Source organism: Demequina globuliformis, from assembly GCF_000975155.1.
Lineage (GTDB): Bacteria > Actinomycetota > Actinomycetes > Actinomycetales > Demequinaceae > Demequina > Demequina globuliformis.
This window is the reverse complement of record NZ_BBRG01000003.1, coordinates 222,931-248,652: the sequence shown is the minus strand read 5'-3', so window position 1 is coordinate 248,652 and position 25,722 is coordinate 222,931. Positions and strand designations below refer to the sequence as shown.

General features: G+C 67.3%; 24 protein-coding genes and 2 tRNA genes. 13 read left to right on the top strand and 13 right to left on the bottom strand.

Annotated elements, in window-relative coordinates:
- Positions 1-466: 466 nt before the first annotated feature.
- The 5 genes from AOP75_RS11220 to ybaK all read right to left on the bottom strand — a co-directional run bounded on the left by AOP75_RS11220 (position 467) and on the right by ybaK (position 6,164).
- On the bottom strand, positions 467-1,105 hold the full coding sequence (locus AOP75_RS11220; protein ID WP_152650064.1) for a hypothetical protein: 639 nt from the start codon (positions 1,103-1,105) through the stop codon (positions 467-469).
- Positions 1,106-1,190: 85 nt separating this feature from the next.
- Positions 1,191-1,895 (bottom strand): VIT1/CCC1 transporter family protein, encoded by a 705-nt coding sequence (locus tag AOP75_RS11215; protein WP_236683157.1) that lies wholly within the window; start codon positions 1,893-1,895, stop codon positions 1,191-1,193.
- A 124-nt stretch (positions 1,896-2,019) separates the two neighbouring features.
- Positions 2,020-4,737: a DEAD/DEAH box helicase gene (locus AOP75_RS11210; RefSeq protein WP_062079158.1), complete on the bottom strand. Its 2,718-nt coding sequence runs from the start codon at positions 4,735-4,737 to the stop codon at positions 2,020-2,022.
- Positions 4,738-4,935: 198 nt separating this feature from the next.
- Positions 4,936-5,664, bottom strand: a complete 729-nt coding sequence (locus tag AOP75_RS11205; RefSeq protein ID WP_062079157.1) for a YggS family pyridoxal phosphate-dependent enzyme — start codon at positions 5,662-5,664, stop codon at positions 4,936-4,938.
- Positions 5,661-6,164 (bottom strand): Cys-tRNA(Pro) deacylase, encoded by a 504-nt coding sequence (gene ybaK / locus AOP75_RS11200; RefSeq protein WP_062079156.1) that lies wholly within the window; start codon positions 6,162-6,164, stop codon positions 5,661-5,663. The genes AOP75_RS11205 and ybaK overlap by 4 nt, the downstream gene beginning before the upstream one ends.
- A gap of 27 nt (positions 6,165-6,191) precedes the next feature.
- Between ybaK and rnhA the strand changes: the two genes are divergently transcribed.
- From rnhA to AOP75_RS11175, 5 genes are all read left to right on the top strand, one after another.
- Entirely contained in the window at positions 6,192-6,644 is a 453-nt protein-coding gene (gene rnhA / locus AOP75_RS11195; RefSeq protein ID WP_439645203.1) for a ribonuclease HI, read from the top strand.
- Between the two features lie 13 nt (positions 6,645-6,657).
- On the top strand, positions 6,658-7,311 hold the full coding sequence (locus AOP75_RS11190; protein ID WP_062079155.1) for an IMPACT family protein: 654 nt from the start codon (positions 6,658-6,660) through the stop codon (positions 7,309-7,311).
- On the top strand, positions 7,308-8,273 hold the full coding sequence (locus AOP75_RS11185) for an EamA family transporter (RefSeq protein WP_369345463.1): 966 nt from the start codon (positions 7,308-7,310) through the stop codon (positions 8,271-8,273). The genes AOP75_RS11190 and AOP75_RS11185 overlap by 4 nt, the downstream gene beginning before the upstream one ends.
- A gap of 10 nt (positions 8,274-8,283) precedes the next feature.
- Positions 8,284-8,760 (top strand): hypothetical protein, encoded by a 477-nt coding sequence (locus AOP75_RS11180; protein ID WP_062079154.1) that lies wholly within the window; start codon positions 8,284-8,286, stop codon positions 8,758-8,760.
- Between the two features lie 103 nt (positions 8,761-8,863).
- Positions 8,864-9,517, top strand: a complete 654-nt coding sequence (locus AOP75_RS11175) for a CueP family metal-binding protein (protein ID WP_174435804.1) — start codon at positions 8,864-8,866, stop codon at positions 9,515-9,517.
- 96 nt (positions 9,518-9,613) lie between these two features.
- On the opposite strand, the gene AOP75_RS11170 is transcribed toward AOP75_RS11175, so the two are convergent.
- The 4 genes from AOP75_RS11170 to AOP75_RS11155 all read right to left on the bottom strand — a co-directional run bounded on the left by AOP75_RS11170 (position 9,614) and on the right by AOP75_RS11155 (position 12,713).
- Entirely contained in the window at positions 9,614-10,519 is a 906-nt protein-coding gene (locus tag AOP75_RS11170) for a 3-methyladenine DNA glycosylase (protein ID WP_236683156.1), read from the bottom strand.
- A gap of 12 nt (positions 10,520-10,531) precedes the next feature.
- Positions 10,532-10,975: a hypothetical protein gene (locus tag AOP75_RS11165; RefSeq protein ID WP_062079153.1), complete on the bottom strand. Its 444-nt coding sequence runs from the start codon at positions 10,973-10,975 to the stop codon at positions 10,532-10,534.
- A gap of 95 nt (positions 10,976-11,070) precedes the next feature.
- Entirely contained in the window at positions 11,071-12,210 is a 1,140-nt protein-coding gene (locus tag AOP75_RS11160) for a heparan-alpha-glucosaminide N-acetyltransferase domain-containing protein (protein WP_062079152.1), read from the bottom strand.
- Positions 12,195-12,713 (bottom strand): ClbS/DfsB family four-helix bundle protein, encoded by a 519-nt coding sequence (locus tag AOP75_RS11155; protein ID WP_062079151.1) that lies wholly within the window; start codon positions 12,711-12,713, stop codon positions 12,195-12,197. Before AOP75_RS11155 ends, AOP75_RS11160 begins: the two co-directional genes overlap by 16 nt.
- 92 nt (positions 12,714-12,805) lie before the next feature.
- Here AOP75_RS11155 and AOP75_RS11150 point away from each other — a divergent pair, with 92 nt between their 5' ends.
- The 7 genes from AOP75_RS11150 (at position 12,806) to AOP75_RS11120 (ending at position 18,678) form a co-directional block, all read left to right on the top strand.
- Entirely contained in the window at positions 12,806-13,591 is a 786-nt protein-coding gene (locus AOP75_RS11150; protein WP_062079150.1) for a fumarylacetoacetate hydrolase family protein, read from the top strand.
- A gap of 28 nt (positions 13,592-13,619) precedes the next feature.
- On the top strand, positions 13,620-15,122 hold the full coding sequence (gltX, locus tag AOP75_RS11145; RefSeq protein ID WP_062079149.1) for a glutamate--tRNA ligase: 1,503 nt from the start codon (positions 13,620-13,622) through the stop codon (positions 15,120-15,122).
- 3 nt (positions 15,123-15,125) lie between these two features.
- Positions 15,126-15,710 carry a GNAT family N-acetyltransferase gene (locus AOP75_RS11140; RefSeq protein WP_152650063.1) on the top strand — a complete coding sequence of 195 codons (585 nt, stop codon included), beginning with the start codon at positions 15,126-15,128 and terminating at the stop codon, positions 15,708-15,710.
- A complete protein-coding gene (locus AOP75_RS11135; protein WP_062079147.1) occupies positions 15,707-16,423 on the top strand; it encodes an HAD family hydrolase in 717 nt (238 codons plus the stop codon). Before AOP75_RS11140 ends, AOP75_RS11135 begins: the two co-directional genes overlap by 4 nt.
- 91 nt (positions 16,424-16,514) lie before the next feature.
- Positions 16,515-17,627, top strand: coding sequence for a thioredoxin domain-containing protein (locus AOP75_RS11130; RefSeq protein ID WP_062079146.1), 1,113 nt, complete (start codon positions 16,515-16,517; stop codon positions 17,625-17,627).
- A gap of 87 nt (positions 17,628-17,714) precedes the next feature.
- Positions 17,715-17,789 (top strand) — tRNA-Gln (locus AOP75_RS11125).
- Between the two features lie 169 nt (positions 17,790-17,958).
- Positions 17,959-18,678: an ankyrin repeat domain-containing protein gene (locus AOP75_RS11120; RefSeq protein ID WP_062079145.1), complete on the top strand. Its 720-nt coding sequence runs from the start codon at positions 17,959-17,961 to the stop codon at positions 18,676-18,678.
- Here AOP75_RS11120 and AOP75_RS11115 read toward each other — a convergent pair.
- Positions 18,675-20,822, bottom strand: a complete 2,148-nt coding sequence (locus AOP75_RS11115) for an ATP-dependent Clp protease ATP-binding subunit (RefSeq protein ID WP_083966940.1) — start codon at positions 20,820-20,822, stop codon at positions 18,675-18,677. The two genes, AOP75_RS11120 and AOP75_RS11115, sit on opposite strands and share 4 nt — an antisense overlap.
- A 253-nt stretch (positions 20,823-21,075) precedes the next feature.
- On the opposite strand from AOP75_RS11115, the gene AOP75_RS11110 reads away from it, so the two are divergent.
- Positions 21,076-21,148: transfer RNA gene (locus AOP75_RS11110), tRNA-Glu, on the top strand.
- 12 nt (positions 21,149-21,160) lie between these two features.
- Here AOP75_RS11110 and AOP75_RS11105 read toward each other — a convergent pair.
- From AOP75_RS11105 to AOP75_RS11095, 3 genes are all read right to left on the bottom strand, one after another.
- Positions 21,161-21,643, bottom strand: a complete 483-nt coding sequence (locus AOP75_RS11105; RefSeq protein WP_062079143.1) for a thiol-disulfide oxidoreductase DCC family protein — start codon at positions 21,641-21,643, stop codon at positions 21,161-21,163.
- Between the two features lie 75 nt (positions 21,644-21,718).
- Positions 21,719-24,790 carry a glycoside hydrolase family 9 protein gene (locus AOP75_RS11100; protein ID WP_062079142.1) on the bottom strand — a complete coding sequence of 1,024 codons (3,072 nt, stop codon included), beginning with the start codon at positions 24,788-24,790 and terminating at the stop codon, positions 21,719-21,721.
- A gap of 197 nt (positions 24,791-24,987) precedes the next feature.
- Positions 24,988-25,707: an IclR family transcriptional regulator gene (locus AOP75_RS11095; protein WP_062079141.1), complete on the bottom strand. Its 720-nt coding sequence runs from the start codon at positions 25,705-25,707 to the stop codon at positions 24,988-24,990.
- Positions 25,708-25,722 lie beyond the last annotated feature (15 nt).

The following is a 25,722-nucleotide window of genomic DNA, read 5'->3' as shown; positions in this document are numbered from 1 at the left end:
TGCCATGCGTTGATTGCTGCCGCGTGTATGGGGTCTTGGGTGCAGGTGTAGCCCGAGACGATAGTCCACGGGCCGTAGGCAGACTCACTGACAGGTTCCGACCGCCACAACGGTGGTTGCACAGCCTCTCCCGGGGGACATTCCACAGGAGGCGCAACCTCGCCCGTGCTTCCGCAACTGGGAATCGACCCATAGAACTCTGGCGCCGCGCGATTGGGGTCTTCGCCGACCGTCGCCCATCCCACGCAACGCGGTGCTCGATCCCAACGCGTCGGCCTTGATGCGGGTCCGGAGATGGAAGACGCGCTGCCTTCGGCTTGCTCCCCGTGGGTGCTCACCTGCACCGTCACGGAAGAGTTCTCTGTAGCGCCAAACAGGTCGAAATCGTTCCCGTCGCCCACCGGCGCCGCACTTGCCGCGACTCCCATAATCGCGCGAGCGATCCACGTAACGATCTTTGGACATGTCACTCGTCGGTCCGTTCTGCCCCGACCTCCTCGACAATCCAGTGGCCTTCATGGCGGATGATCACGCTCGCGACTCCCTCACCGCCCTCCACTTCGCGGACGATAGTTCCGTCGGGGTCGCGCTCTGCCAGATCCGTCGTCCTGACTTGGTATTCGATGCCAAACGTGCCGTCGTCTTGGATTCCGCCGTAGCCGTAGTCGCTGAGGATCTCGACGTCGCCGCCTTCGACAGTTGTGTTGTTCACCGTTGATTGCTCATAGGCCCCTGAAACCGAGTTACAAAACTGACAGGCGGGATCTGAAAGAGCGGCGAACAGCGAAGGTTGCTCGCGAGCTAACGCCTGATAGTTGTCGAGAAAATACGAGGCGAATGCGTCAGCACCGGGGAAGTCCTCGGTGAGTGCCTCCTCGGGGAGTTGCGCAATCACGTCATCTACCGCCAGCACCGTGCTGCGAGGCGTAGGCGACGCGGTCACGGAAGGCGAGGCGCTTGGTGAGACGGTAGCGGTAGGTGAGCCGGCATCGGCCGTAGGCGACACCTCAACGGGCCCATCGCCGCCCGTGCAACCAGTCAGCACCGCAACCGCGCACGCGGCCGCCGCCACCATCGTCGAGATACGAGTTCGTGTAGCCCCCATGCCACGCGACCCTAGCCGCGCCGACCCCTGGCCCGCGAGGGCAACCATAAAACTGTGGATAGCGCGCCGCGCAGCACGGGCGCAACTAGACGGCGACGCCGATCAGCGAACCGATCGCGTAGGTGATCGCCATCGCGAGTGAGCCACCGACCATGTTTCGGATCACGGCCCTACGGCGAGGGGAGTGCGCCCACTTCGCGGAGACGTAGCCGGTAATAGCCAGTGCAATGACTACTGCCGCGTACGTGGCCGGCACCTGAGCGGATGCTGGCACCAGCAAAATCGTGAGCAGCGGCAACAGGCCACCCGCAGTAAAGGCTCCAAGCGACGCCCAGGCAGCGTGCCAGGGGTTGGTGACCTCATCGGGGTCAATGCCCAGGTGCATGCGCGCGTGTATCGCGACCGGGTCGTGCGCCGTCTGTTCCTGCGCCGCGACCCGCGCCGTCGCCTCGCGCATCCCCGTCTCCATGTTGAGCTCGACCAACTGCTCGAGCTCGTAGTCGGGGCGGACCTGGTGCCAACGCCGCTCACGGTGCAGCTGGGACTTCTCGGCGTCCGACTGCGAGGACACCGACACATACTCGCCCACCCCCATCGACAGGGCACCCGCGGTGAGCCCGGCGACGCCCGCGGCGAGAATCGCCGCATGGTTGTCCGGCGTAGCCGCGGCGACTCCAATGACGAGGCCCGCGACGGACACAATGCCGTCGTTCGCGCCCAACACCCCAGCGCGCAGCGCGTTCAGCCGGCGCGTCACGGAGTCTTCGTCTATATGGAGTGGATCGATCATGCCCATGCGTGACAGATTAGGTCGATCGACGGGCGCGCGCCAGGAAGGCAAGCCTGTCTTGGAGGGTCCGAAAACCCTGGCAGATGCCCCGAAAAGGCAGTTTCGGAACTCCGAAGACCTGACGCTACTGCGGACCAACCGCGAGCACGTTGATGACCGGCGCCCCGGCCTCGTCGGACCCCTCGAGATCCACGGTCGCGATGATCGCCCAGTCGTGGTCCCCGTCCAGGTCGTCGATCACCTGCCGCACCAGCCACGTGCCCTCCGGTACCGCCGCATCAGGGGTGGCCGCCAAGGCAGCCTGAGCCCCGGCATCGGCCCGGTCCACCGAGGCGCCCCCAGAGGCACCCCCGGGCTCAACAAAAGTAAGCAGCGCGGCCGAGCGGGCATCGGCCCCCGTGCGAATCGCATCGTCCCCCTGCGCCTCGAACAGCGGGTCCAACGCCTCCCGCCAGGCGTCCGGGCCCCACCCCGACCCGCCATCGAGCGCGCCCAGGCCCGCGTAGTCCTCCCGGGCCGCGAGCTCCACGCGCCGGAACAGCGCATTGCGCACCAGGCGCCGCAACATGAGCGGATTTCCTGTCATGGGCCGCGCCGGTCCACCCAAGGCCGGGGCAGCCCGCATCGCGTCCGCGGAATCGACATCAATCGCGACCACCATCTCCGGGTTCGACAGGTGCTCCCACTCATCCAACAATGAGGAGTCCGTGGAGCGCACCATCTCGCCCAACCAGTCCGTGATCGCTGCCACGTCCGCGGTCCGGTGCTCCTCGGGAACCGTCTGCCTCAGCGCGCGGTACGCCTCGGCCAGATAGCGCAGCACCACGCCCTCCGTGCGTTCCAGGCCGTACGCCGAGACAAGATCGCGGAACGACATCGCCTTCTCGAGCATGTCCCTCACGACCGACTTGGGCGACAACTCGGCATCCAAGATCCACGGGTTCGTGCGGCGGTAGGCGATGAACGCCGGCTCCAGCAGGTCCTCGAGCGGCTTGGGCCAGGTGAACTCCTCGAGCAGTTCCATGCGCTCGTCGTATTCGATGCCGTCCGCCTTCATGGCGCCAATGGCTTCGCCCCGGGCCTGGTGTTGCTGGGCGAGCAGAATCTGGCGCGGGTCCGACAGCGTCGACTCGATCACGGAGACCACGTCGAGCGCGTGATCGGGGCTGTCCACATTGAGCAAGTCCATGGCAGCCAGCGCGAACGGAGACAGGGGCTGGTTGAGGGCAAAGTTGCGGGGCACGTCCACAGTGAGACGGGCCGACGGGCGCTCACCACGCGGGTGTGCCGCGTCAGGAACGCGCACGTGTTCCACGACGCCAGCGATGCGCAAGGAGCGGTAGATCCGCAGTGCCTGACGCACGTGCGCGGACCGCTGGGCGTCCGTCTCGTGGACCGCCGCGAGGAGCGCGGCCATGGCCTGGACCGGGTCCTGAGCCTCCCTGCCCAGCGCCGCATTCGCCTGCCCCCGCGACAAAACGTTGAGCACCATGGCGTGCGTGACGGAGAACCGGCTCACGAGAGGCTCAGGCTCGGCGTCGCGCAGGCGCTCGAACGTGGCATCGGTCCAGTTCACGGACCCCTGCGGCGCGCTCTTGCGGACAATCTTCTTGCGCTTCTTGGGGTCGTCGCCCGCCTTCGCGAGGGCCTTGCGGTTCTCGATCACATGCTCGGGGGCCATGACAATCACGTCGCCCTCGGTGTCGAAGCCCGCGCGGCCCGCACGCCCGGCAATCTGATGAAACTCGCGCGCCGTGAGGTGACGCATGCGCTCGCCGTCGTACTTCACCAGCTGCGTCAACAGGACCGTGCGAATAGGCACGTTGATGCCTACTCCGAGGGTGTCGGTGCCGCACACCACCTTGAGCAGGCCCTGCTGGGTAAGCCTCTCCACGATGCGCCGGTACTTGGGAAGCATCCCCGCGTGGTGCACGCCAATGCCGGCCCGCAGGAACTTGCTCAAGGTCTTGCCGAACCCGGTCGCGAACTTCACACCGTCGAGCGCGTCAGCAATGGCTTGGCGTTCCGTCTTTGACGCGACCTGAGTGCTCAGGAGCGACTGGGCGCGGCTGACCGCATCCTTTTGCGTGAAGTGCACGATGTAGACGGGAGCCTGGCCCGACTGGATGGTCCGCTCCACCACATCCTGGAGGGGCTCCAGGCAGTACTCAAAGGCCAATGGCACTGGGCGTTCCGCCGTCGTCACCTGTGCGACGGCGCGGTCCGAGCGCCGCTGGAGGTCCTCGACTAGCCAGTCCGTGTCGCCCAGGGTCGCCGACATCAGCACAAACTGCGCGCCCGGAAGTTCGAGCAGCGGCACCTGCCATGCCCACCCGCGTTGCGGGTCAGCGTAGAAGTGGAACTCGTCCATCACTACGAGCGACGCGTCCGTGGCTGCGCCATCTCGCAACGCGAGGTTCGCGAGAATCTCAGCGGTGCAGCAGATGATCGGGGCGTCAGAGTTCACCGCGGAGTCGCCGGTCATGAGGCCAACGTTGTCCGTGCCGAACAGCGCGATCGGGTCGAAGAACTTCTCGCTGACGAGCGCCTTGAGCGGTGCCGTATAGAACGTGCGGCCACCGGTGCCGGCCTGCTTGGCCGCCAGAGCCGCGAAGTGGGCACCCGCTGCCACCAGGGACTTTCCTGATCCCGTCGGCGTCGCCAGGATCACGTGCGAGCCAGAGACAATCTCGATCAGCGCCTCGTCCTGATGCGGGTATAGGGGCAGGCCGCGTTCGTGGGACCAGTCAGCGAATGCCTCGTAGAGGGCGTCGGGGTCGGGCGCCTCACCGGCCACGGGCGTGGGCAGGCGGTCAAGAAGGGGCGGCGTTGAAGAGGTCATCGCTCACCATTCTTGCGTGCCGGGCCGATGCCTGGGTGCAGTGGGGAGGTGTGAGGGGTCTCGCATGGGGGTGCGTCGGGTCGGCAATCGCCGAAAATGGTCGGCCACGAGCCGTGGGGCCCGGATTTCCCGCCGAGTATGTTCGGCCAGGGGAAACGGTAGGGGAGCGGAGGGGACGGCTGGGCAGCGGGCCGCGGGTTAGGGGCGGTCGCCCATCACGGCCGTGCCCACACGCACCATGGTCGCACCCTCCGCGATGGCCCATTCCAAATCGCCGGACATCCCCATCGACAGATGCCAGGCACTCGACAGATCGATGGCGCCGCGCTCGGAAGAGATCAGCGCCTGGTCCCGGATTTCCCGCAGGCGCGCGTAGCCCGCGCGCACATCTGCCTCGACCGGTGAGTTCAGCCCAATGGTCATGAATCCGACGACCTCGAGCGCCGGCAGCGCCTGCACCTGGGCGGCCAGCGCTAGCGCGTCCTCCGGGGCTACCCCGGCCTTGGACTCCTCGCCGGAGACATTGACCTGGATCATCACTTGCAGGTCGCGCTGCGCCTCAACGCACAGGCGCGAGAGGCGTTCGGCAAGCTTCAACGAGTCGACCGTCTGGACGCATGCGGCGTACTCGACAGCGATCGCCGCCTTATTGCGCTGCAGTTGCCCAATGACGTGGACGACCGCACCCGCGTCCCGAAGCGACTCGCCCTTGTCGGCGAGTTCCTGCATCCGAGACTCGCCCACGAGTCGCGCACCCGCACGCACCGCGCCGACGGCCGCATCCGCGGCCCACGCCTTGGTGGCAACGAGTATCTGCACGCCCGACCCGGCGCGACCAGCCATGGCCTCCGCGACGTGGACGCGTGCCTTGACGTCGGCCAGTTCTGCGGCGTAGTCGTGTGCGGCGGGCGGAGTAGCGAGGTTCATGAGTCCTTCCCAATAGGTGCGGTGGACGCGCCTGTGAGGCGCACCAGGTCCGCGGGTGCAAGTGAGATGTCGAGGCCCCTGCGCCCGCCGGACACGTACATGAGGTCGTGGTCGAAGGCGCTGGCATCCACGACGGCCCGGAGGCGCTTGCGGCCGCCCAGGGGCGAGATGCCGCCCACCACGTACCCCGTCGCGCGTTCCGCGAGCGCGGCGTCAGCCATGTGCGCCTTCTTTGCCCCCGCCGCTCGCGCCACCGCCTTGAGGTCCAAGGATCCAGACACGGGCACGATCGCCATCGTGAGCTCTCCGTCGGCTTCGACACACAGCGTCTTGAACACCACGGACGGGTCGACCCCGAGCGCGGCCGCGGCCTCGAGCCCGTACGACAGGTCGGAGGCGGGGTCATGCTCATATGGGTGCACGCCATGCGGGACGCCTTCGCGCTCCAGAAGCTGAATCGCAGGGGTGCCGGAGGTTGCTGAGCCAGCCTTGCGGGACATGGCCCCAGTGTGCCCTATCGTGGCGGCGTGACATCCCAAGACCTGACGCACGTGGACATGTGGACCGACGGTGCCTGCAAGGGCAACCCCGGCATTGGCGGCTGGGGCACACTGATGCGCTCCGAGGGACGGGAGAAGGAACTCTTTGGCGGCGAGTTGGACACCACCAACAACCGCATGGAGCTGACCGCCGTCATCGAGGGGCTGGCCGCGCTCAAACGCGAATGTGACATCACCCTCCACGTCGATTCGCAGTACGTCATGAACGGCGTCACCAAGTGGATCAAGGGTTGGAAACGCAACGGCTGGAAGACCGGCGACAAGAAGCCCGTTAAGAACAAGGACCTGTGGGTTGCCCTCGACGAGCAGGTGGCACGTCACCAGATCGAGTGGGTGTGGGTCAAGGGCCATGCGGGAGATCCCGGCAATGAGCGGGCCGACGCCCTCGCCAATATGGGCGTGGAGCAGGTCAGGCGCTGAGTAGCCTGGCTCCATGACCACGACCCCGCTGCCCGGCACGATCGCGCAGCCCGTGGAGCACCGCCTGGAGATCAAGAAGTCTGTCTTTCTTGCCCGCCTGACGCCGGTGGACTCCGTGGAGAGGGCCGATGCCGTGGTTACTGCCATCCGCAAACGCGACTGGGACGCGCGTCACCACTGCACTGCGCTCGTGGTGGGTGAGCGCGCGGACCGGCAGCGCTCAAGCGACGACGGCGAGCCTGCCGGCACGGCTGGGGTGCCGATGCTCGAGGTGCTTCGTCACCGCGACGTCACCGACGTGGTGGCGGTGGTGAGCCGCTGGTTTGGTGGCGTGAAGCTGGGCGCGGGTGGGCTTGTGAGGGCCTACGGCGCGTCAGTCGCGGCCGCCCTCGATGAGGCTGCCTGGGTGGACCGCGTGCCGCTGACTCACGTCACCGCAGAAGTGCCGCATGCCGATGCCGGGCGCGTCCTCGCCTCGCTGCATACCTGGGCGGACGCGCACGGCGCGGTGCTCGACGACCCGCGATACGGGGCGGCCGCGACCTTGGCATTGCGCGTGTCACCCCAGGATGTCGATGCCGCGCGCGCGGAGGTGGCGGCCATCACCTCAGGAGCCGTCACGGCACTGGTAGGGGAGACCACTGTGGTCGATAGGCCGCGGCCGTGAACCCCGCCGCCGGTACGTCGCGCGTGGCAGTGATGCCGCTGGTCGTCATTGTGGGGCTGGTGTGCCAAGAAGCTGGCGCCGCCGTCGCCGTGTCGCTCATCCCCGAGGTGGGCCCGTGGGGCGTGGTGGCCATGCGCCTGGTGTTCTCCGCACTCGTATTGATGCCCATGGCGCTGGTGAGCCTGCGACGCGGCGCGAGCGTGTCGTGGCGGCATGTGGGTGCCTTCGGATTCTCACTTGCCGCGATGAATGTCTTCTTCTACCTCGCGCTTGAACGCATCCCGTTGGGGGTGGCCGTCACGATCGAGGTGATGGGCCCTCTCGTGCTGAGTGTGGTGGCTAGCCGGAGTTGGCGCGGCCTCATGTGGGCTGCGCTCGCGGCCGCTGGCGTGGCCTTGCTAGGCGGGTCCGGGCTGCTCCCGGGTGCGGAGCAGGCGCTGGATCCCGTCGGCATGGCCTATGCCGTGGGCGCTGCGGTGATGTGGGCCGCCTACATCCTGACGGCGCGCGCCGCGGGAGCGGCCATGACCGGAGTGGTGGGCTTGGCGCTCGCGATGGTGGTCGGCTCGGTGCTGACGCTTCCGGTCGCAGGCGTGGTGGCAGGCGCCGCATTGCTGGATCCCCACGCGCTACTGCTGGGGTTCGCTGTGGCGGTGCTGTCGTCGGCCATCCCCTATGGCATCGAACTCACAGCGCTGCGCCGCATGAAGGCGGAAACCTTCGCGATCTTGCTGGCGCTCGCCCCCGCGATCGCCGCGCTGGCGGGCCTCGTCCTACTGGATCAGCAACTGACCGCGGCGATCAGCGTCGGCATTGTCCTCGTCACGGTGGCTGGCGTCGGTGCGGTTGCCTCCGCAGGCCGCCGAGCGGTGCCGGCGACAGAAGAAGCGGCCATCGAGACCGCAGATCCTGAGGTCAGGGGTGACGAGGGTCCCACCCACGGCACCCCCGGGCCAGGGTAACCTCGCTGTCATGAACGACCCGGCCGCCGTCATGGACCGCCGCCACCGCCTGGTGCGCGCGTTCTCGTGGCTGGGCGCGCTCGCTGTCGCCGCGACCATGGCCATGGGAGTCGGCCACGCCTCGGTGGCAGCGTCGCAGGCCAGTAGCACCCAGGGTGTCGTCGCCCACGCCGCTCACGAGGCAGTGCCCGCTGACACGCCCCAGGCTGTCGCCACTCGTGACGCCGTAATCGCGGCCCCCGCAGGTCAGGCCTCGGCTCTCCACGCCGGACCCGCCGACTGTGTCAACTGCGGTGACCACTCGGAAACCGTCCTGCTCACCTGCATGCTGGTCACGGTCGTATCGATGCTGCTTGCCGTCGCTTTGCCGCGTGCGCTCCCGTCCTGGTCGCGCAGAATCCGAGTCATCCGGCGCGCGGTGCAGTCGCTCCCGCGCGCCATTCCCTCACCGGTGGATCTCACACGTTTGGGCATCAGTCGGACGTGACGTGAGTCCTGCGGGCCGCCCAGCCCGCATGGAATCCAACGCCGTGGCGCGACACCTGCGTGTCCGCACGGCCTCTCACGTAATCACGACTGAAGGAACAATCATGACCCGTACTTTCCGCGCCTCCGTGCGCCCCATTGCCCTCATCGCCTCGACTGCCGCACTGAGTGTTGGCCTCGTGGCCTGCTCACCCACCCCCACGGCGGAGCCCGACGCGGCATCGGCCAGCTCCACACCCGCAGCACCAACCGAGGCCCACATCTCGGAAGCCGCGCAGGACGCCCTCGCCGCCCACGACCTTGATGGACTCAACACGCGCGAGCTGATCGACACGTTGGACTCTCTCGCGATCGACGACCGGCCGGCGGACTTCATGGCATCCATCCAGCCCAACCAGCTCCTGCTCACCACTGAGGATGGCTCCGAGTCGTCCCTGCCCATGCCTACGGACGCCTTCTACGTGTCCTTGGCGCCCTATGTGGATTCCACCCACGACTGCTACTTCCACTCGCTGACCACCTGCACGGGAGAACTCCAGGAAGAGGACATCCACGTGTCCGTGACGGATGCCCAGACGGGAGATGCCGTGGTCGACGAGGACATGACGACCTACGCGAACGGATTCGTGGGCCTGTGGCTACCTCGCGACGGCGAGTTCAACGTCACCATTGATTACGACGGCAAGACGGCGACGCAGCAACTGTCAACGTCGGAAGATGACGACGCTACCTGCGTGACCACCATGCAGCTGGCGTAGGCGGACGCCGTGGCAGTCGTTGAGTGTCGTGTTCGCGAGCATTCCGGCACTCAACGACTGTCAGCGCAGCTCGCAAGCGGCGTGCACGGCAGGCTCTCACAAGGAACGCAGCGCCAGCACGGCGTCACAGATGTCGATGAGCCGGGCTCTCAGCGGCGTCGCGCGGTCCGCGAATTCGCGCTGGAGGCGCGCATACTCACGCTTGCCCTCGGGTGTTTCCACCGCGATGGCGCGCAAGCCGTAGGACGACACGTCGTACGGCGAGGCCTGCATGTCCACGCGCCGGACATCGGCAGCCAACTCGAAGCAGTCGAGCAGCGTGTCGCCGGGAACCGTGGGACCCAACTTCACTGCCCACTTGAACAGGTCCATCGTGGCGTGCAGGCACCCAGGCTGGTCCATCGCGGGCTGGCTCTCGCGCGTCAACGCGTGGGCATTCAGCGGCGTCGCTTGTGGCGTGAAGAAGCGGAACGCATCAAAGTGGGTGCACACCAGGTCATGCGCCTCAACGACGGCGTCGGTCCCATCGCGTCCCAGACGCAGGGGAAGCCCATGGCGCCGGTCCGTCTCTTCCGCCTGGTAGACCATGGCCCACTCGTGCATCCCGAAGCAGCCGAGCATGGGGCGGCGCTTCGCCGTCGCGTGCAGCAGATCGCGAATGTAGCCGGTCACCTGGCCGCGGTCGGCGACAAACTGTTCGCCCGCAACCGCCGTCACCCCCGCGCCGTCTGTGGCGTACCAGCGGAAGTCTGCGTGGGCATCGGCCCCCTCGAGACCCACGCCTAGGCCGGGGTGCCAACGCCGAATATGGCGCGGCTTCACGCCGTAGTAGTCGAAGAGAAAATCCTCGACGGCGTGCCGGCGGCCCTCGGGGGAGCGTTCGCGGTGACCCTCGGTGAGGGAGTCAGCCCGCTGCGCGTGGGCCGATGCCCTGGCCTCCCAGTCGTCGCGCGTCAGCACCGTTCGGGGTGCGGTCGCGGCGGAGGTGGGAGGGGCGGTCACCCCACCATTGTCTCAATTCCCGCCGGCGGACGGGTCCGTGACGACGTGCGCTGCCACCCCGTGGGCCTCGAGCGCGCTCACGACCGCCGCGATAGCGCCCTTCCATACGGGGTCCTCGTCGTCGATGCCCGTGGCCGGCGCCTGGAGATGATCCAACGCGACCGTCGTGCGCCCGCTGCGTTCGTCGACCACTCGAATCTGGGCGTGGATGACCGCGTCAGTGGTGGTGTCGCCGCCGGCGCCACCACCACTGACCAGATCCACGAGCGTCACGGCGACAAAGTGCTTGAGCAGCGACCCATGCCTCAGCTGGATGGGGGCCTCGCCGCCACGTGAGGTCACCTTGAAGCCCGCGACCTTCATCGCGTCTGTGATGATCGGCACCACCATGAAGGCGTCCGCTCGCGCGGAGATGACGTGGCGGGTGTCGGTGGTGGTCGCATCACGATGGGTCATGGTCGCTACCGTGCCAGAGCTTCGCGCAGGAGGCATCGTCCGTGCGGGTGATTGTGGCCTGGCGGGTGACGGCCGCTCGCTGCCGAGGGCGCGTGCTAGGCCCAGCGCCGCGCCGCCGCGGCCGACGCGATAGTGAGCACACGCTCGAGCGGGCCCGCGCCTAGTCGCCACCGCCACAGTGAACAGGCCGCGATGAGCGCGAGCCACAGCGCGACCAGCGCCTGGTTGGTGGGTTCCCACACCATCTCGTAGCCCACGAGAGCGATCACCAGCAGGTGCGCTACATAGGCCGTCAGGGCCATGGTGCCCACGGCAGCCACCGGCCACGTCGCTGCGCGCAGCACGCGACCGACCGTGCCGTGGCCTGGGTAGGCGATCACCAAACACAGCGCGATCACCCCGAGCCCCACGCCAAGGTTCGACAGCATCTCGACGGGGGAGTACGAGTGCGGCTCCTGATCCATCCACGGCCCGGACATGTCCCAGCCCTCCCACCGGCCCAACTGCAGGAGCCGGTTGGCGACCACGAGGGCACCGAGCCCCGCCGCGAGCAACATCCACACCGTGCGCAGCGACGCCATCGACAGCCTGCCCACGATCAGCCCCGCACAGATGTATCCCATCCAGGCGATCGCCGGATAGTGCTCTCCCCAGAGCATGTCGATCACTGGCAGGTCCGGCATCACTTCCGCGAGTCCGCGCGCCGCCCAACCCCCGACTGCCACGCATAGGCCACCCAGGGTTGCAAGCAGCCACGTAGGCGCTTTCAGCAACGGCAGAGCCAGAAGGAACATAACTCCCAGGTTCGCGAGAATCACGACGACGGGGGTGCCGAGCCCCGACAGCGCGTACCCCAGTGGAATCAGGATGGCGGCCCGCGCCGCGATACGGATTCTGGTCGCGCGCAGGCGCTCGCGGCCCACCGACTCCCACGCGACGGTGCCGCGCGCAGTGAGCATCAGGGTCATCGATACACCCGCGAGAATCGCGAACAGCGCGGACGGGACGCCGTGCGACACCCATAGCCACGACCACTCCCCGGTGAGCGTGGCACGCTTACCGTCGTTGCCCACGTGTGCCGCGACCATGCCCAGCACCGCCAAGCCTCGCGCTAGGTCCAATCCGCCAATGCGGGGGGCCGATGCCAGGGTGGCGGAGGAACCGGCCCTCGCCCCGGGACGGGGCTCGCCGGGCGCGCCCGGCGGCACGAACCCTTCTGTCACGGAGCGGCGCACTCGCCGAGCATCGTGATGCCCCAGCGATAGTGGTGGCCCAGGCATTCGTGGGCGACGAATGCGAGCGACTCATCTCCGAGCCATGCGTGCGCGTTGCGGTCGAACACGGACTCCTCCCGCTGCGCCAGGAGCACCTCCCGCACCCGCGCGTGCGAATCCACCAGGGTGCGGCGTAGGTCGTCATAGGACCGGTGGCGATGGCGGTCGATCAACGCCATGTTGAGTTCAGCCAGCTGCTCCCACTCGTAGCCGGGTGCGGGGAACGCGGGCGTCGCCCCACGCGCGTCGGTCGTAATCCACCCCACAAAGAGCTCATGCCATCCTGTGAGGTGAGCGAAGATGTCGGCCACCCGCGATCCAGCGAAGGCGTCGGAGACGGCGTGATCCGGACGGGAGTCAGCTGCGTGAAGGAACTCCTCGAGCGCGGTGTCCGCGTCCGCGACGAGTTCAGCCATGGTGGCGGGAGTGGCGGGCTGCCCCTGGCCCGCGTCCGTGCTGCTCATGCACCCACCCTAGATCTGGGAACTGACACTCACAAGAGATGACGCGCGTGCGGCCGACGCCGGTCACACGCGCAGCGACTAGGCTGGTGGGCATGCGCATTGCCCGATTCACCACAGGTGACGAACCCCAGTACGCGATCGTTGATGGAGCCCCCGGTGAGGAGGAACTGGTCGTCCTGACCGGCGACCCCATGTACACCCCTGGCAACGTCACCGGCGAACGGATCCCGCTGTCGGACAACGTTCGCCTGCTGGCGCCCGTCATCCCGCGCTCCAAGGCCGTCTGCCTGGGTAAGAACTACGAGGCTCACGCCAAGGAGATCCCTGCCCGCGGTCCCGCCTCTGAGGTGCCGATCCTGTTCCTCAAGCCCAATACCGCCATCATTGGCCCCGACGACCCCATCGTGTTGCCTGCGTACACCGACGACGTCCAGCTCGAGGCAGAGCTCGCTGTCGTGATTGGCCGCATGTGCAAGGACGTCGCACCTGAAAACGCCGAGCAGTACATCTACGGCTATACGTGCGCGAACGACATCACTGCACGCGACGTGCAGCGCCAAGAGGACCAGTGGTTCCGCGCTAAGGCCTTCGACACCTCGCTACCCATCGGACCGTGGATCGAGACCGAGTTGGATGCCGACGCCCTGGGCATTTCTTCGCGCATCAACGGCGAAGAGACTCAGGTAGGCAACACCCGCGACATGATCAACGGCATCGCCGAAGCCATTGCCATGGCGTCCGAGGTCACCACGCTGCTTCCCGGTGACCTGGTCCTGACCGGCACCCCCGCAGGCGTGACGAAACTGCACCACGGCGACATTGTCGAGGTCGACATCGAGGGCCTTGGCGTCTTGCGCAACCCCGTCATCCGCCGCTAACCGCACCACCCCACGGAGAATCTTCACAGTGACTGCTGAGACCGCCGCCGCCACCGACGTGCGCGTGCGCTTTTGCCCCTCGCCCACCGGTACCCCCCACGTGGGGCTCATTCGTACCGCCCTGTTCAACTGGGCGTATGCGCGCCACATGGGCGGCAAGATCGTGTTCCGCATCGAGGACACGGACGCGGAGCGCGACTCGGAGGAGTCATACCTCCAGCTTCTCGACGCCCTCAACTGGATGGGCATCGACTACGACGAGGGCCCCGAGGTGGGCGGGCCATACGCGCCGTACCGGCAGTCCGAGCGTCACGACCTCCACATGGATGTGGCTGCGAAGCTGATCGAGGGCGGCTACGCCTACGAGTCGTTCTCCACTCCCGAGGAAGTGGAAGAACGCCACAAGGCCGCCGGGCGCGATCCCAAGCTCGGCTACGACGGCTTTGACCGCGACCTCACCGAGGAGCAGAAGGCCGCCTACCGCGCGGAGGGACGCCAGCCAGTCATCCGCGTGCGTATGCCCGACGAGGACATCACGTTCACGGACCTCATCCGCGGCGACGTCACCTTCCCAGCCGGGTCCATCCCGGACTTTGTGATTGTCCGCGGCAACGGCGTGCCTCTGTACACGCTGGTCAACCCGGTCGACGACGCGCTCATGAAGATCACGCACGTGCTGCGTGGCGAGGACCTGCTGTCCTCGACCCCGCGCCAGATTGCGCTCTACCGCGCCATGGTGGAACTCGGAATCGCCGACCGCGTGCCCGAGTTTGGCCACATGCCCATGGTGACGGGGGAGGGCAACAAGAAGTTGTCCAAGCGCGCCCCCGAGTCCAACCTGTTCCTGCACCGCGACCGCGGCTTCATCCGCGAGGGCCTGCTGAACTACCTCGCGCTGTTGGGCTGGAGCATTGGCCCCGACCGGGACGTCTTCACCCCTGAGGAACTGGTCGAGGCTTTCGATATTCGCGACGTCACCCCGACATCGGCCCGCTTCGACCTCAAAAAGGCAGAGTCGATCAACGGCGACCACATTCGCATGCTTCCGGTGGGCGAGTTCGTGTCCCGCATGGTGCCGTACTTGCACGCGGGCGGCTTCGTGTCCTCACCCGACACCCGCGAGTTGGAGCCGCACGAGGAGCAGGTGCTCGCCGAGGCCGCGCCGTTGGTGCAGACCCGCATGCAGCTGCTGGGCGAGGCTCCCGAGATGCTCGGCTTCCTATTTATCGATGACCACGAGGTCACGTATGACGAGAAGGCGCTGGCAAAGCTCCCCGAGAACGCCGCCGAGATCCTCGACGCAGCCGCGACCGTGCTCGAGGGCCTCGAGGACTTTGGCCCCGAGTCGCAGCAGGAGGCCCTCAAGGCCGTGCTGGTGGAGGAGATGGGCATCAAGCCCCGCTTCGCCTTTGGTCCGCTGCGCGTCGCCGTGACCGGCCGCCAGGTGTCGCCCCCGCTGTTCGAGTCCATGGAGATCCTGGGCAAGGAGCACTCGTTGGAGCGTCTGCGTCGTCTGCGCGCCTCGCTGTAACGCGTGAGTGAGTCGCGGCTTGGCGTGTGGGCCAAGCCCACACTGACCGGCTCGCTCGTCACCCTGCGCCCCTACGCATGTGACGGCGAGCAGGCGCAGCGCGACGCCGACGCCGTGTGGGAGATGGTCCACGACGCGGAGGGCAACGATCTCACCGCGACTTCTGCGACCTTCACGCGCGAGCAGATCGACGCGTGGGTCCGCTCGCGAGCGTCCGCGCCCGAGCGGCTTGACCTCGCCATCGTGGAGAACGCGACGGGCGAGGTCGCCGGGGAGGTGGTGCTCAACGAGCCAGTTTTCCGTGAGGCAGCAGCGGCCGATGCCCGGGTTGCGGTCGCTGCGAACTACCGCATCGCCTTGCGCGGGCCCGCCTGGTACGGCCGTGGATTGGGCACGCAGGCCGGGGCGCTCGTGGTTGGCCACGCGTGGGAGACCATGGGGCTCGCGCGATTGACTCTCGAGGTACTTGCGCGGAACCCGCGTGCGATCCGCTCGTACGAGCGACTGGGATTCGTGGAGACCGAGCGCTCCACCGAAGACGGCGAGGAGTGGGTGGCGATGAATATTCACCGGAGAGGCAAGCGATGACAGCGAACCTAGCGACGGCCGTGCTGCTCGACATTGACGACACCCTCGTGGACACCCGCGGAGCCTTTCGCCACGCGCTCACGGAGGTCGCCGCCGAGTATCTCGACGCCGGAGCCAATCCGGAGGCCGTGCTCGCTCACTGGCGCGACGACCGTGGCGGCTGGTACCGCGCGCACACCCGCGGCGAGATGACGCACCGGGAGCAGCGTAAGCGGCGCGCGAATGACCTGCACGCGACATTCGGAGGGCCCACGCTCGACGACGAGGCCTACGACATCTGGGATGCGGGGTTCGAGCGCCACTTCCGTGCCGGATGGCGGGCATTCGAGGACGCCGCGCCGTTGCTCAATGCCCTCGACGAGCGCGGAATTCCTTACGGCGCGGTGTCCAATGCGGACAGTGCCTACCAGGTGCTCAAACTGTCTGCCTGCGGCCTGCAGCGGGTGCCGATGCTGGTCGGGGTGGACACATTTGGGGTGGGCAAGCCAGATCCTCGCGTCTTCGTCGAGGGCTGTCGACTCCTCGCCGTCGAGCCCGCAGTGACGGCGTACGTGGGCGACGAGCCTGACCTCGATGCTGGGGGAGCGGCGCGAGCCGGCCTGCACGGCGTGTGGCTTGATCGGCCGGGCACCCGGCGCGCCGGTCACGACACCGCTCCCGATGGCACGTCACGCGTGGAATCGCTGCTGAGCGTGCTCGAACTGCTTAGTTGAGGCGGGCGCTTGGCGTCGCAGCCCTAGACCGGTGCGCGGGCGCGGCCTAGCCTGGGAAGGTGAGGCGTAGCCTCGCGGCGCGGAGGTGGCGATGACGCACGAGTTTGTGGAGGTCAACTCGCCGCGCCCGCCGCGCGAGCCGTGGTGGCGCAGGGTCATCAATGCCATGCGCTTGGAGCCACAAGGCTCCTCTCGCACGCTGGACCACGCGCACACCACAGAGAACGACTCCCGGCACAGGGTGCTCGACCCGGCGCGCCTGGCCATCGCATTCGGATGCGGGGCGCTGATCGCCGCCGGTGTGATCTGGTTCGTTCCTGGCTCCACCGGAGCAGTCAACGATGCCGAGCCGGGGCCCAGCGCCTCCGACGGCCCCTTGAGCGGGGCGCAGATCGCCACGGCGCAGGCGTACGCCGAGTATGAGGCGCGAGTCGAGGCGGTCGCATGTTCGGCAGAGTTGGGCTATCCCTACGAGGCGGAAATCATCAACCTGCGCGATCAGGTGCCGGACATCGCGGAGTACCTCGGACTGGTGCCTGAGCCGCGCAACAGCGCCGCGCCCGTCCCGCTCTTGCGCCAGCCTGACCTCTACCTCGACACGTACGGAACGGTCGACGAGACCGTGCCCGGCACCCGTGACTGCCCCGTCGCGGTGGAATCGGTAGAAGCAGATGACGCTCAGCGCGTGCGCGAGCTTGCGTCCCAGGCGGGAGCGGATCCCGACTTCGCTACCACTGTGGCGGAGCAAGCGTGGGCCAGCGCACATCCCGCGGACGTCACGCACGCCGTCGCACTGTTGCGGCCGGATCGAGAGGACCCGACGGCCGAGGATCCGTCCGCACAGCAATATTGGGGGCGTGTCCACGACGTGGTGGAGCAAGCGCTTGCCGAGGAGACCGTGTGGGTGCCGGCGGTGCGCACGCGTGCGGACACGTACGCCCAGACGACCGGACTCATCGAGAATGGCTCCGCCGTCGCTTTGCGTGTCGGCACCGAGGCCGAGCAGCTCGGCGTGGGCTCCTATCTCACCAGGGTCGACGTCATCCGATGCGCGGATGTCACGATCAGCGCCGGCGTCCGTATGCCGTGGGGTTCTGCGAGCGACCTCAAGAGCGTCACAGCGGCGCTCGCGCCTGCGTGCAACGCACTCATCGCGGCCGGGTTCGTGGAAGCGGAGACGCTCGCGGAGGTGTACTGGGACTAGCGTCGTCGAGAGCGTCAAGGCCGATTTTGGATGATGGGGTCAATCGCGGTACAGTAGTGCGCCGGTCGGGGAAGATCCCGGCCGCACTGGCCTATGGTGTAATTGGCAGCACGAAGGTTTCTGGTTCCTTTAGTCTTGGTTCGAGTCCAGGTAGGCCAGCCAGCGAAAAAGACCCGCTCCGGCGGGTCTTTTTGCTTTTCCCGGTGGGGCTGACGGCGGGTTATCCACATATCTCGACCTCGCCCTTACCTGCGGTTGATCTCTGTGGTATGAATGGGTCGCGCCCGTCCAAGGCGCCTGATACCAGCCCCTTTATGCATGGGAGTCCCCGATGGCCCTTCGTTCAACGTTCGCCGTGGCGTGCCTGTCGGCGCTCATGATCACTGCCTGCTCGTCGGCCCCTGACGGCGAAGAGGCCACTTCAACGACGACCCCGGAGCAGGCCGCGGCCAGCGTGACGGAAGCGCCGGTGGACCTGCGCTCCGCGGTGGAGGCAGGGGACGCGGCAGGAGTGCAGGCAGCACTTGAGGGCGGCGCTGACCCCGCCGAGGACTTTTCTCTTGGCACCACGGCGCTCACCATCGCGGTCTCACGCGACAGCGTCGAGATCGCCGAATTGCTCATCGACGCCGGCGCGGACCCGGCCGCACTCAACCCGGTGGGCCAGAACGCGCTGCACGTTGCGGCCTCGAGTGACGCCAGCGGCGAGATGGTCGACCTTCTCCTGGACTCCGGTGCGTCGGCAGAGGTGTTCGATACCTCGCAGTTCAATGCCGCGCCCATGCATGTGGCGGCCCGGGAGGGCTCGCTGCAGGTACTGAGCGCACTCATTGATGCGGGGGAGGACGTGAACCTGGCCAATGAGCGTTGGGGCGCGACGCCCGTGTTCTTCGCCGGCGCCGGCAACCAGCCTGGCGCCGCGCAGGTGCTCATCGACGCCGGCGCGGACCTCACGCACCAAGAGCTTGACGGCGAAACGCCCGTGGAGTCCGCCCAGGGATACGGGGCAGACGCCGTGGTGGACGTGATCGAAGCGGCGATGGCCGGCTAGGGCCCTGTGACGGTGAGCCTGACCTCTCCGTCCCAGTCCGCGATCACCGCAGCACCGTCCTCCAGGCGCCCGTCCACGATCTCCTTCGCGAGCGCGTTGAGGACCCGCGTCTGGATCAGACGCTTGAGCGGACGCGCGCCGAATGCCGGGTCGAACCCGTCGGTGACCAACGACTCGCGCAGCGCAGGCGTCACGGTCAGCGCGATGCCCTTGTGCTGGGCCAGCCGGCGCGCAGTAGAAGCAATCTCGCTGTCGACAATGCCCTCCATCGCCTCGGGGTCAATGCGGTCAAAGATGACCACGTCGTCCAGGCGGTTGAGGAACTCCGGGCGGAACGCCCGCCGCAGTACCTCGTGGAGATCGGTCTCGAGCGCATCGCGGTGTACGCCGTCCCACGCGAGCACCACATCGGCTCCCAGGTTGGACGTCATAATCAGGATCGTGTTCGTGAAGTCCACGGTGCGGCCCCGGCCGTCGGTCAGGCGCCCGTCGTCGAGCACCTGCAGCAACACGTTCCATACGTCGGGGTGAGCCTTCTCGACCTCATCGAAGAGCACGATGCTGTACGGCCGCCGTCGCACCGCCTCCGTCAGCTGTCCGCCCTGGTCGTAGCCCACGTAGCCCGGGGGAGCGCCAATGAGGCGCGCGACCGCGTGCTGCTCCATGTACTCGGACATGTCGATGCGCACCATGGCGCGTTCGTCGTCGAACAGCTGCTCCGCGAGTGCGCGCGCCAACTCCGTCTTGCCCACGCCGGTGGGGCCCAGGAACAGGAAGGAACCAATGGGGCGGTGCTCGTCAGAGATCCCCGCCCGCGCACGCCGGATCGCGTCGGACACGCTCGCGATCGCGCGGTGCTGACCGACCACGCGCTCGTGCAACCGGTCCTCCAGGTGGCCCAGCTTCGCGGACTCCTGCGTCAAGAGCTTCTCGACAGGCACGCCGGTCCACTTGGCGACCACGCCGGCGATGTCCTCACCGGTGACCTCCTCACGCAGCAGGCGCTCGTCGGGAGCGATCGCGTCGAGCTCAGCCCTGGCATCGGCCATATCCTTCTCGGCAGCAGGGATGTCCCCGTAGCGGATGCGGCCAGCCCGTTCGAGCTCGCCCAGGCGCTCCGCCCGCTCCAGATCGCCCCGCAGGCTCTCCAGGCGCTCGGTGGCCGCAGACACGCGCACAATTAGGTCCTTTTCGCGCGCCCAGCGCATGTTGAGTGCCTCGGACTCGTCGCGCAGTCGCGCAATCTCCGCGTCGATCTCATCGCGGCGCTCCCGCGCGGCCTTGTCCTTGGCCACCTGGGTGCGCTCGATCTCGAGTTGCATGATGCGCCTGCGGGAGCGGTCGAGCTCGATCGGCATGGAGTCCAGCTGCATCTTGAGCGCGCTGGTCGCCTCGTCAATCAAATCCACGGCCTTGTCCGGCAGGAACCGGTCGGAGATGTACCGGTCGGACAGGCGCGCGGACGCGACAATGGCCTCGTCGGTGATCTTCACGCCGTGGTGGACCTCGTACTTTTCTTGCAGGCCGCGCAAGATCGCGACCGTGTCCTCGATGCTGGGCTCGCCCACGTACACAGGCTGGAAGCGGCGCTCCAAGGCGCTGTCTGACTCCACGTGTTGGCGATACTCAGCGAGGGTGGTGGCGCCGATCATGCGCAGTTTGCCGCGTGCCAGCATGGGCTTGAGGATGTTGCCGGCGTCCATGGAGCCTTCGGTCTTGCCTGCACCCACGATGGTGTGCAGCTCGTCGACAAAGAGCAGCACCTTGCCCTCGGCCTCCTCGACCTCGCTCAGGATGGCCTTGAGGCGTTCCTCGAACTGTCCGCGGAAGGCCGCCCCGGCTACGACGGAACTCATGGAGATCTCGATCACGCGGCGGTCGCGCAGGGAGGCGGGGACGTCCCCGGCCACGATGCGCTGGGCGAGGCCTTCGACGATGGCGGTCTTGCCCACGCCGGGTTCGCCGATCAGCACCGCATTGTTCTTGGTGCGGCGGGTCAGCACCTGCATGACGCGGCGAATCTCCTCGTCCCTGCCAATCACAGGATCCAGGGCGCCCTGTTCCGCCAGGGCGGTGAAGTCCTGGCCAAATTGCTCGAGCGCCGACTGCTGCTCCGTCTGGGGAGCCTGCGGGGTAGCGGTCATGGTGAACACCTCCTTGGGGTGCGGGTCGTTGTCGTGGGGCGGCTCGGGAAGTTGAGTCGCTTGCGCTCAAGTTTACATAACCAAGTGGCAAGCGCGCAAGAGTGGAAGGGGTCCTGCGGCTGGTCTGGGATGGTGGGGGACAGGGCCGATGCTGCGGCCAGGTTCCGCGCGGACCCGATTAGTAGTTTTCGAGAAACATGCTGTAGAGTCTTATCTCGCGCCAGCCCCCGCTGAAGGTGGCTTTGGCAGCTAGGGCCCCGTTGTGTAGCGGCCTAGCACGCCGCCCTCTCAAGGCGGTAGCGCGGGTTCGAATCCCGTCGGGGCTACGGACAGACTCCTCACCGATCACGGTGGGGAGTTTTTTCGTTTCTGGACTCGGTGAGTGCCGCGACATCGTGTTGCGTGGCGAGTCTTGCGCGCCATTGCCGTGCGAGCGCGGGCGGCGGAGTGCCGCACGCGGAATCCTCCGCCTCGCGGCGGGGGCGACGCTTCGCGATCTGGTCGTAGACGCTGTCCCGCACGCCACGTGGCACGACGCGCATTGCCGTAGCGGCGCGCCACGGCCACCCGAGCCCTCCGGCCACCTCAGCCACGGCATCGGACCGTAGCCGCGGCCCGTCCACGGTGGCGACCACGAGCGTGGAGTCGGCTACGTGCGAGCCAAGCCCCATGGCAGCAAGCGCACTGCGGCCCACCTCGCCCGCACTGCCTGCGATGAGGAAGCGACCGTGCGGATCATGGCGGATGAGCCAGGCGACAAACCCATTGCACAGGCCACAGTCGCCGTCGAAGACAACGACAGGGCGCGCACGGGTGCTCATGCCGCCACCCTACGCCGCACACGCAATGGCCCGGCGAGGGTCTCCCCACGCCGGGCCACTGCTTTTAGTGGTGCGCTAGCCGCGATCCTTCTTTGCCTTGCCACTGCCGTGGTGCGAGAGCGTGCACGGCTGGCCATTGAGCCAGAACTGTTCTGGCGGGGCATCGGCGAGCGTGCCCGGAGTGCCGATGAACCCGATCGTGGCGCGCTGGCCGGCCCGGAGCGTGCCGTTCCAGCGTTCGCCTGCGGCCGTCACCCACTCGGCCTCTTGGCTCCACTGTGCGCTCCAGGCTTGGCGGGAGACCTGGTCGTCGGCCGGGTAGGCCCACATCAACTCCCAGTCCTTGATGGCCTGGTCCGAGGTGTTCTCAACCCAGATCTGCGTGTTGTATCCCGCTGGCCACGAGCCGTGAACCGTGTAGGACACCGAGCACGGTTCCACGATGGGAGAGCCCTGGTCGTAGTCCGCCATCCATGACGCCACCCACGACAACGCCGAGTTCCAGTTCACAGTGATCTCGTTGGTCGACCACGACTCGATGTGGTCGATGTAGCACAGTTGCGGTGCGCAATCGCGATCGGGGTAGGTGGCGATAATGACCGGATCCCAGGTCCCAGTGTCCGCGTTGGGGCCACCTGCGACGGAACCCGCGGGCGGGTGTGGCAGAGACTCGTCGAGCTGGTTCGTGAACCACCGGCTGTGCTGGTTCTGGCTCGTGACCGTGCCGTAGTCGGTGATGTAGGACACGTTGAGTGCGTTGCGGCCCAGCAGGTAGTCCATCGACTCGACCACGCCGGCCGCGTAGGCCGCGTCACCCGTGAGGTCATACGCGGTCCCAAGGATCACCTGGTTGTTCAGCACGGCAGAGTTGGAGCCCCACTCGAAGCCGTCGTCGGCCAACGCGAGGCCAAACTCCTGGTCCTGCTGGATCTCCAGGAGTTCATCAGCGCCAGCAATCACCTGGTCGCGGATGTCCTCGCGGTTGGCGTAGTCGTTCGGCACCGTCGCGAGGTCGAGCTTGGCCAGCGCGGCCAGCGAACCCCAGTAGAAACCGTCGGCGACGTCAGCCGCCTCGTCGACGTCGGAGTCACGGAGGTAGTCCTCGAACTCGCGCTCGCCCGTGGTGATGAACAACTCCGCGGCGGCCCAGTAGAACTCGTCCGTGACGTCGTCATCGTCATAGGGCCCGCCGCCATCTGCGCCGTCCGCAACGGGCGCATACAGGTCGGGCGTGGCGAGTGCCGCCTCCCATGTCGACCGCGCCGTCTCAAGGAGTTCTTGCGCGAAGTCGGAGTCGTACGGGGCGAACAAGCGCGCGCCCTGCGCGGCTGCGGCAGACAGGTTGAGCGTGGCGGCCGTCGACGGGCGGTGTAGCTCGCGCACCTGCGGGTCATCGGCAGGCGCCAAGGGCAGCCCGGTCCATCCGTCGTCGTGGATCTTGTGGTGCACGAGGCCTGCGAACTGCGCCCCCTCCGGCACCTGCATCGACATCATGAACTCGAGTTGCCAGCGCGCCTCGTCGAGCACGTCCGGCACGCCGTTGGAGGACTCCGGCACGTTCAGGGTGCCGTCTGCGAGGGCCTCGTGGTCGGCCGATGCTGCGGTCTTGGTTCGCTCGTAGGTTCCCAAGAGTTGGGCGGTAGCGATGCCGCCATTGACCACGTACTTTCCGTGGTCGCCGGCGTCGTACCAACCGCCAACGACGTCAAGCGTGTAGTCGCATGGCTCCCAGCCGTAGCCGTCGGTGTAGACCTTGGCTGCGTCCGCGGCGTTTTGGCAGGGCACGTTGAGGTCACCTTGGTTGGTGGCATCGCCGCCTGCCTCGGAGACGTGGCCGGCCTCCCGGGCGTACTCCTCGCCAACGATCGCGGCGTCGATCTCGATTCCGGAGCGTGCGAGGTAGAAGTAGTTGAGTGCGTCGGTCCTGAGGTCCTCATACGCCTCGGTGCCAATGCTGAACTCGTACGACGTCTCGCCGTCAGCGCTCAGCGTGTAGGTGCCTGGGGTGGTGACGTCAGTGAAGTCGATCCCGTGGACGGCTATTCCAGCAGAGGCGTCGTCGCCGAGCACCGTCGTGGTGCCCGAGGCCACCTCGCCCGACTCGCCGGCGAGTGACCATGCCACAGGCTCCGAGGCGTCGGTCACGACAGTCGCGTTCTTGGGGCCGTGGGTGAGGTACCCAACCTGGTTCACGCGCACCCGAGGGCCGGTGTCCGGCTCGTACGGCTCCGCCGCGGCTCCGCCTACGTAGGACACGTTATCCACGCAGAACTCCCAGCTCTCGGGGTTGCCGTGGACCTGGAAGGTGAGTCGAGGGTCAACGGGATCGTCAGCGATCGCGACCTCGACGGAGTGAGAAGTGAGAGCGTCGCTCGGCTCCGCATCGATGGCGCCGTAGGACGTGTATGCGCCGCCCTCCTGCTGCACCTTGCCGACGATGGGCCCGGCGCCGGAACTGTCAAAGCTGAAGCTGTACGCGCCGGCGGCAAGCGTGAGGTCCTGGAAGAGGGCGACGGAGTAGTCGCCTGCACCGGCGGGAACGGTGGCGCAGAACGCGCCCTCCTCGGTGACCCGCGCCGTACCCTCCACGAATCCGTAGTGCGTCCAGCCGGTGAGGCCGTCGTCGAAGCCGCCATTGGTGACTTGTTCAACCTGGTTCGTGACTGCGACATTGTCGAGGCACACCGTGCGAGGCGAGCCGTCGGCATTGTTGCTGACGTCGACAATGATCTTCGCGGGATCAGCGGCCTGGGCCACATCGAAGCCAATCGAGACCTCGGTGGTGGTGTCCGCGTCGACGACTTCGAGCGCGTGCTCGATCGAGTCGTTGGGGCCAGAGACGACCTTGACCTGGACCTCTCCGGTCGAATACAGCTCGAGGTCAGCGACGTTGTGGCCCTCAGGGAGAGGGAAACTTGCCCCGAGGCCGCCAGCGCCAATGCCGTTGCCTGTCGAGGTGCCACAGAGTTGACCGTCGTCATTCACGGTCATGCCTGAGCCGTCGAGGCCCCAGTTCCAGAAGGAGCCGGTGCCGTCGGAGAAGTCTTGCTGCGCGAGGTCGGCGCGAGCGGGGGCCACGGTGAGGGTGGCGATGATCAGGGCGCCGGCTGTCGCGCCGGCCCAGCGGGTGAGGGAAGTGCGTTTCACGTTGCGCTCTCCTTTGAGCCATCGGTGGAGTACTTCGCGCGCCGTCAGCGTCGTTGCTGTGGGCGTGTGGTGAACCTAACACGAAACGATTCGACGCGGAGGGCGGGAGCGTTCACATCGTTTCGATAACCTTTTTACCTGGGCCCTTGCCGGCGGTAGAAGCGCGCATGGCGAGGCGCGTGAGCGCCGCGGACGTCCTACTGCTCGGTGCGTCGCAGAACGTCGCTCAGTTGGCGTGCGGCGTCAGTCACTGCCGTCGCGTGCTCGCCGGCTGGGTGCGTGGTCAGGCGCTCAATGGGGCCGGAGATGGATACCGCCGCGATGACAGTTCCGCCCGTGCCCCAGACCGGGGCAGACACAGAGGAGACGCCGGATTCGCGCTCGCCGGCGCTCTCCGCGTAACCGCGTTCGCGCACGCGCTGCAGGTCGGATGCCGAGAACGCTGACCCGACCAGGCCTGCGTGCATGCGCTCGGGTTCGGCCCATGCGAGGAGCACCTGCGCGGCCGATCCCGCGTGCATGGTCATGGTGGTGCCGACTGGGATCGAATCGCGCAGACCCACAGGGCGGTCCACGGCCGCAATGCAGATGCGCTGATCGCCGTGCGGACGGTAGAGCTGGCTGGACTCGCCCGTGCGGTCGCGCAGCGTGGTGAGCACGGGCAGCGCGGCGGAGACGAGGCGGTCCTCGCCCACGGAGGCCGCGAGCCGGGCAAAGCGCGGACCCAGGACGAACGCGCCCGAGTCGTCGCGCCCCACGAGGTGATGGTGCTCGAGCGCGAGGGCAAGCCTGTGCACGGTGGGCCGCGCAAGGTGCGTCTGGGTCACGAGCTCCGCGAGGGTGGCGGGGCCGTTCTCGAGGACCGAAAGTATGGCTGCGGTCTTGTCCACCACGCCAACGCCGCTATGATTGTCCATAGAGCGATACTAGCG

Bases quoted from the DNA above. Each gene is read 5' to 3' on its own strand.
- AOP75_RS11220 (WP_152650064.1), bottom strand. From the start codon at position 1,105: ATGGGGGCTACACGAACTCGTATCTCGACGATGGTGGCGGCGGCCGCG.
- AOP75_RS11215 (WP_236683157.1), bottom strand. From the start codon at position 1,895: ATGATCGATCCACTCCATATAGACGAAGACTCCGTGACGCGCCGGCTG.
- AOP75_RS11210 (WP_062079158.1), bottom strand. From the start codon at position 4,737: ATGACCTCTTCAACGCCGCCCCTTCTTGACCGCCTGCCCACGCCCGTG.
- AOP75_RS11205 (WP_062079157.1), bottom strand. From the start codon at position 5,664: ATGAACCTCGCTACTCCGCCCGCCGCACACGACTACGCCGCAGAACTG.
- ybaK (WP_062079156.1), bottom strand. From the start codon at position 6,164: ATGTCCCGCAAGGCTGGCTCAGCAACCTCCGGCACCCCTGCGATTCAG.
- AOP75_RS11190 (WP_062079155.1), top strand. From the start codon at position 6,658: ATGACCACGACCCCGCTGCCCGGCACGATCGCGCAGCCCGTGGAGCAC.
- AOP75_RS11180 (WP_062079154.1), top strand. From the start codon at position 8,284: ATGAACGACCCGGCCGCCGTCATGGACCGCCGCCACCGCCTGGTGCGC.
- AOP75_RS11175 (WP_174435804.1), top strand. From the start codon at position 8,864: ATGACCCGTACTTTCCGCGCCTCCGTGCGCCCCATTGCCCTCATCGCC.
- AOP75_RS11165 (WP_062079153.1), bottom strand. From the start codon at position 10,975: ATGACCCATCGTGATGCGACCACCACCGACACCCGCCACGTCATCTCC.
- AOP75_RS11155 (WP_062079151.1), bottom strand. From the start codon at position 12,713: ATGAGCAGCACGGACGCGGGCCAGGGGCAGCCCGCCACTCCCGCCACC.
- AOP75_RS11150 (WP_062079150.1), top strand. From the start codon at position 12,806: ATGCGCATTGCCCGATTCACCACAGGTGACGAACCCCAGTACGCGATC.
- AOP75_RS11135 (WP_062079147.1), top strand. From the start codon at position 15,707: ATGACAGCGAACCTAGCGACGGCCGTGCTGCTCGACATTGACGACACC.
- AOP75_RS11130 (WP_062079146.1), top strand. From the start codon at position 16,515: ATGACGCACGAGTTTGTGGAGGTCAACTCGCCGCGCCCGCCGCGCGAG.
- AOP75_RS11120 (WP_062079145.1), top strand. From the start codon at position 17,959: ATGGCCCTTCGTTCAACGTTCGCCGTGGCGTGCCTGTCGGCGCTCATG.
- AOP75_RS11115 (WP_083966940.1), bottom strand. From the start codon at position 20,822: ATGACCGCTACCCCGCAGGCTCCCCAGACGGAGCAGCAGTCGGCGCTC.
- AOP75_RS11105 (WP_062079143.1), bottom strand. From the start codon at position 21,643: ATGAGCACCCGTGCGCGCCCTGTCGTTGTCTTCGACGGCGACTGTGGC.
- AOP75_RS11095 (WP_062079141.1), bottom strand. From the start codon at position 25,707: ATGGACAATCATAGCGGCGTTGGCGTGGTGGACAAGACCGCAGCCATA.